This window comes from Streptomyces carpinensis, assembly GCF_002154505.1.
Classification (GTDB): Bacteria; Actinomycetota; Actinomycetes; order Streptomycetales; family Streptomycetaceae; genus Streptomyces; species Streptomyces carpinensis.
In genome coordinates this window covers 1-3,689 of sequence record NZ_MUBM01000525.1, presented here as the reverse complement: position 1 = coordinate 3,689, position 3,689 = coordinate 1, and the positions used below count along the sequence as shown (strand labels likewise).

4 protein-coding genes are annotated in these 3,689 nt (G+C 71.8%); 3 read left to right on the top strand and 1 reads right to left on the bottom strand.

Annotated elements, in window-relative coordinates:
* Positions 1-847, bottom strand: an 847-nt coding sequence (locus BZY54_RS54215) for a GTP-binding protein (protein ID WP_244217661.1), incomplete at its 3' end; no start/stop codon positions are given.
* Between the two features lie 319 nt (positions 848-1,166).
* Between BZY54_RS54215 and pgsA the strand changes: the two genes are divergently transcribed.
* From pgsA to BZY54_RS45350, 3 genes are all read left to right on the top strand, one after another.
* Positions 1,167-1,841: a phosphatidylinositol phosphate synthase gene (pgsA, locus tag BZY54_RS45360; protein WP_086731196.1), complete on the top strand. Its 675-nt coding sequence runs from the start codon at positions 1,167-1,169 to the stop codon at positions 1,839-1,841.
* Positions 1,838-2,755 (top strand): phosphatidylinositol mannoside acyltransferase, encoded by a 918-nt coding sequence (locus BZY54_RS45355; protein ID WP_086731195.1) that lies wholly within the window; start codon positions 1,838-1,840, stop codon positions 2,753-2,755. The genes pgsA and BZY54_RS45355 overlap by 4 nt, the downstream gene beginning before the upstream one ends.
* On the top strand, positions 2,752-3,689 hold a 938-nt coding region (locus BZY54_RS45350), incomplete at its 3' end, for a glycosyltransferase family 4 protein (protein WP_086731194.1). The genes BZY54_RS45355 and BZY54_RS45350, both read left to right, overlap by 4 nt.

The following is a 3,689-nucleotide window of genomic DNA, read 5'->3' as shown; positions in this document are numbered from 1 at the left end:
CGGCGGCCAGGACCGGGAAGAAGACCCCGCGCGCGACGGCCCGCTCCAGGTCCTTGATCAAGGTCTCGACGTCGACCTGTTCACCGCCGAGATAGCGGTCCATGAGGGTCTCGTCCTCGCTCTCGGAGATGATCCCCTCGATCAGCCGGTCGCGTGCCTCGTCCATCCGCGGCAGCTGGTCCTCGCCCGGCTCCGACTCCTTGCGCTCCCCGGTCGAGTAGTCGAACAGCTTCTGCGTCAGCAGCCCGACCAGTCCCGTCACGGGCATGTGCCCGTCGGGGCCCTCGGGGCCGTGCAGCGGCAGGTACAGCGGCAGCACCGCGTCGGGGTCGTCCGCGCCGAAGGCCTCGGCGCACACCCGGGTCATCTCCTCGAAGTCCGCGCGGGCGGCCTCCAGGTGGGTGATCACGATGGCCCGCGGCATGCCGACGGCCGCGCACTCCTCCCACACCATCCGGGTCGACCCGTCCACACCGTCGGAGGCCGAGACGACGAAGAGGGCCGCGTCCGCGGCGCGCAGACCGGCCCTGAGCTCCCCGACGAAGTCCGCGTAGCCGGGGGTGTCCAGTAGGTTGATCTTGATGCCGTCCCATTCCACCGGCACCAGGGAGAGCTGCACCGAGCGCTGCTGCCGGTGCTCGATCTCGTCGTAGTCCGAGACACAGCCGCCGTCCTCGACGCGGCCCGCCCGGTTCACCGCTCCCGCAGTCAGCGCGAGAGCCTCCACCAGAGTCGTCTTGCCCGATCCGGAGTGGCCGACCAGCACCACATTCCGTATGGACGCGGGATGGTCGGCCGCCATTGCCCTGCCGGCGGCTCCGGGGTGTGTGTGCGCCTTGTCGCCCATGATCCTGCCTCCCGTGCACGGTGAGGTCACTGTGGGCGCGGACACGCGGCACCGCGTCACTGGCGGCTCCTGCGACGCCCGCGGTTATTCGAGCTTTCCACTCCCGTCATGCCGCGTCCATACGAAGGACCCGATCCCGCCCTCCCACCGGCGCTCACGCACCGTGAGGGGCACCCCTCCACCGACGGCCACGCGCCCCGGGCCGGTGCCGCACACCGGGCCCGCGGGTGCCCGGACGTCGCGTACGCGCGCGCGTGGCTACGATGGGCCAGCCGGTGGCCAGCAGGGGCGCCCGGCGACACCGACCCTCGGGAAGGCCATGCTGAACAAGTACGCGCGTGCATTCTTCACGCGTGTCCTCACACCGTTCGCCGCGTTTCTCATCCGCCGGGGCGTGAGCCCGGACACGGTCACGCTCATCGGCACCGCCGGAGTGGTCGCGGGCGCGCTGGTCTTCTACCCCCGGGGCGAGTTCTTCTGGGGCACGGTCGTGATCACCCTGTTCGTGTTCTCCGACCTCGTCGACGGCAACATGGCCCGCCAGCTCGGCCGCTCCAGCCGCTGGGGCGCCTTCCTCGACTCCACCCTCGACCGGGTGGCCGACGGCGCGATCTTCGGCGGGTTCGCCCTGTGGTACGCGGGCCGGGGCGACGACAACATGCTGTGTGCGGTGTCGATCTTCTGCCTGGCGAGTGGCCAGGTGGTGTCGTACACCAAGGCGCGCGGCGAGTCGATCGGCCTGCCCGTCGCCGTCAACGGGCTCGTCGAGCGTGCCGAAAGGCTGGTGATCTCGCTGGTCGCGGCCGGCTTCGCGGGCCTGCACAAGTTCGGCGTGCCCGGTATCCAGTACCTGCTGCCGATCGCGCTGTGGATCGTCGCCGCCGGCAGCCTGGTCACACTGATCCAGCGTGTCGTCACCGTCCGCCGCGAGTCGGCGGAGGCGGAGGCCGCCGCCGCCCGGCAGGAGAACCAGGGGAGCGGGGCGGCGACATGAGTGCCCGGGAGCGTCTCGTCGACGCCCTGTACGGCCTGGGCTGGAGCACCGTCAAGAAGCTCCCGGAGCCGGTCGCCGTACGGCTCGGGCGCGGCATCGCCGACCTCGCCTGGAAGCAGCGCGGCAAGGGCGTGCTGCGGCTGGAGGGCAACTACGCGCGCGTGGTGCCCGACGCGAGCCCCGAGCGGCTCGCGGAGCTGTCCCGCGCGGGCATGCGCTCCTACCTGCGCTACTGGATGGAGTCCTTCCGGTTGCCCGCCTGGAGCCCCCAGCGCGTCCGCACCGGCTTCGCCCCCAAGGACCTTCACCACCTCACCGACGGCCTCGCGTCGGGCAAGGGCGTCATCCTCGCCCTGCCTCACCTGGCCAACTGGGACCTGGCCGGCGCCTGGGTGACCACCGAGCTTCAGACGCCTTTCACCACGGTCGCCGAGCGCCTGAAGCCCGAATCGCTCTACGACCGGTTCGTCGCCTACCGCGAGGGCCTCGGCATGGAGGTCCTGCCGCACAGCGGCGGCTCCGCCTTCGGCACGCTGGCCCGGCGGCTGCGCGACGGCGGCCTGGTCTGCCTGGTCGCCGACCGCGACCTGTCCGCCTCCGGCGTCGAGGTGAAGTTCTTCGGCGAGACGGCCCGCATGCCGGCCGGGCCCGCCCTGCTCGCCCAGCAGACCGGCGCCCTGCTGCTGCCCGTCACCCTCTGGTACGACGACTCGCCCGTCATGCAGGGCCGCGTCCATCCCCCGATCGAGGTACCCGAGACAGGTACGCGGGCCGAGAAGACGTCTGTCATGACACAGGCGCTGGCCGACGCCTTCGCCACGGGGATCGCCGACCACCCGGAGGACTGGCACATGCTGCAGCGCTTGTGGCTCGCGGACCTGGAAACCCGCCCCGCCGACCGGGAGCGCGCGTGAGGATCGGCATCGTCTGCCCGTACTCCTGGGACGTGCCCGGTGGTGTCCAGTTCCACATCCGCGACCTCGCCCAGTACTTCATCGGCCTGGGCCACGAGGTGTCCGTCCTCGCCCCGGCCGACGACGACACCCCGCTGCCGCCGTACGTCGTCTCCGCCGGCCGCGCGGTGCCGGTGCCGTACAACGGCTCGGTGGCCCGTCTGAACTTCGGCTTCCTGTCGGCGGCCCGGGTACGGCGCTGGCTGCACGAGGGCCGCTTCGACGTGATCCACATCCACGAGCCGACCTCGCCGTCCCTGGGCCTGCTGACCTGCTGGGCCGCGCAGGGCCCGATCGTCGCCACCTTCCACACCTCGAACCCCCGCTCGCGGGCGATGATCGCCGCGTACGCCATCCTCCAGGCCGCCCTGGAGAAGATCAGCGCCCGGATCGCGGTGAGCGAGTACGCCCGCCGGACCCTCGTCGAACACCTGGGCGGCGACGCGGTGGTCATCCCCAACGGCGTCGACGTCGGCTTCTTCGCGGCGGCCGAGCCCCGGCCCGAGTGGCAGGGCGGGACGATCGGCTTCATAGGCCGCATCGACGAGCCCCGCAAGGGCCTGCCGGTGCTGATGCGGGCCCTGCCGAAGATCCTCGCCGCCCGGCCGGAGACCCGGCTCCTGGTCGCGGGGCGCGGCGACGAGGAGGAGGCGGTCGAGTCGCTGCCGAAGGAGCTGCGCTCCCGCGTGGAGTTCCTCGGCATGGTCAGCGACGAGGACAAGGCGCGCTTCCTGCGCAGCATCGACCTGTACGTGGCCCCGAACACCGGCGGCGAGAGCTTCGGCATCATCCTGGTCGAGGCCATGTCCGCCGGCGCCCCGGTCCTCGCCTCCGACCTGGACGCCTTCGCCCAGGTCCTGGACCAGGGCAAGGCCGGCGAGCTCTTCGCCAACGA

Coding starts and splice junctions, on each gene's coding strand:
- BZY54_RS45355 (WP_086731195.1), top strand. CDS start 1,838: ATGAGTGCCCGGGAGCGTCTCGTCGACGCCCTGTACGGCCTGGGCTGG.
- pgsA (WP_086731196.1), top strand. CDS start 1,167: ATGCTGAACAAGTACGCGCGTGCATTCTTCACGCGTGTCCTCACACCG.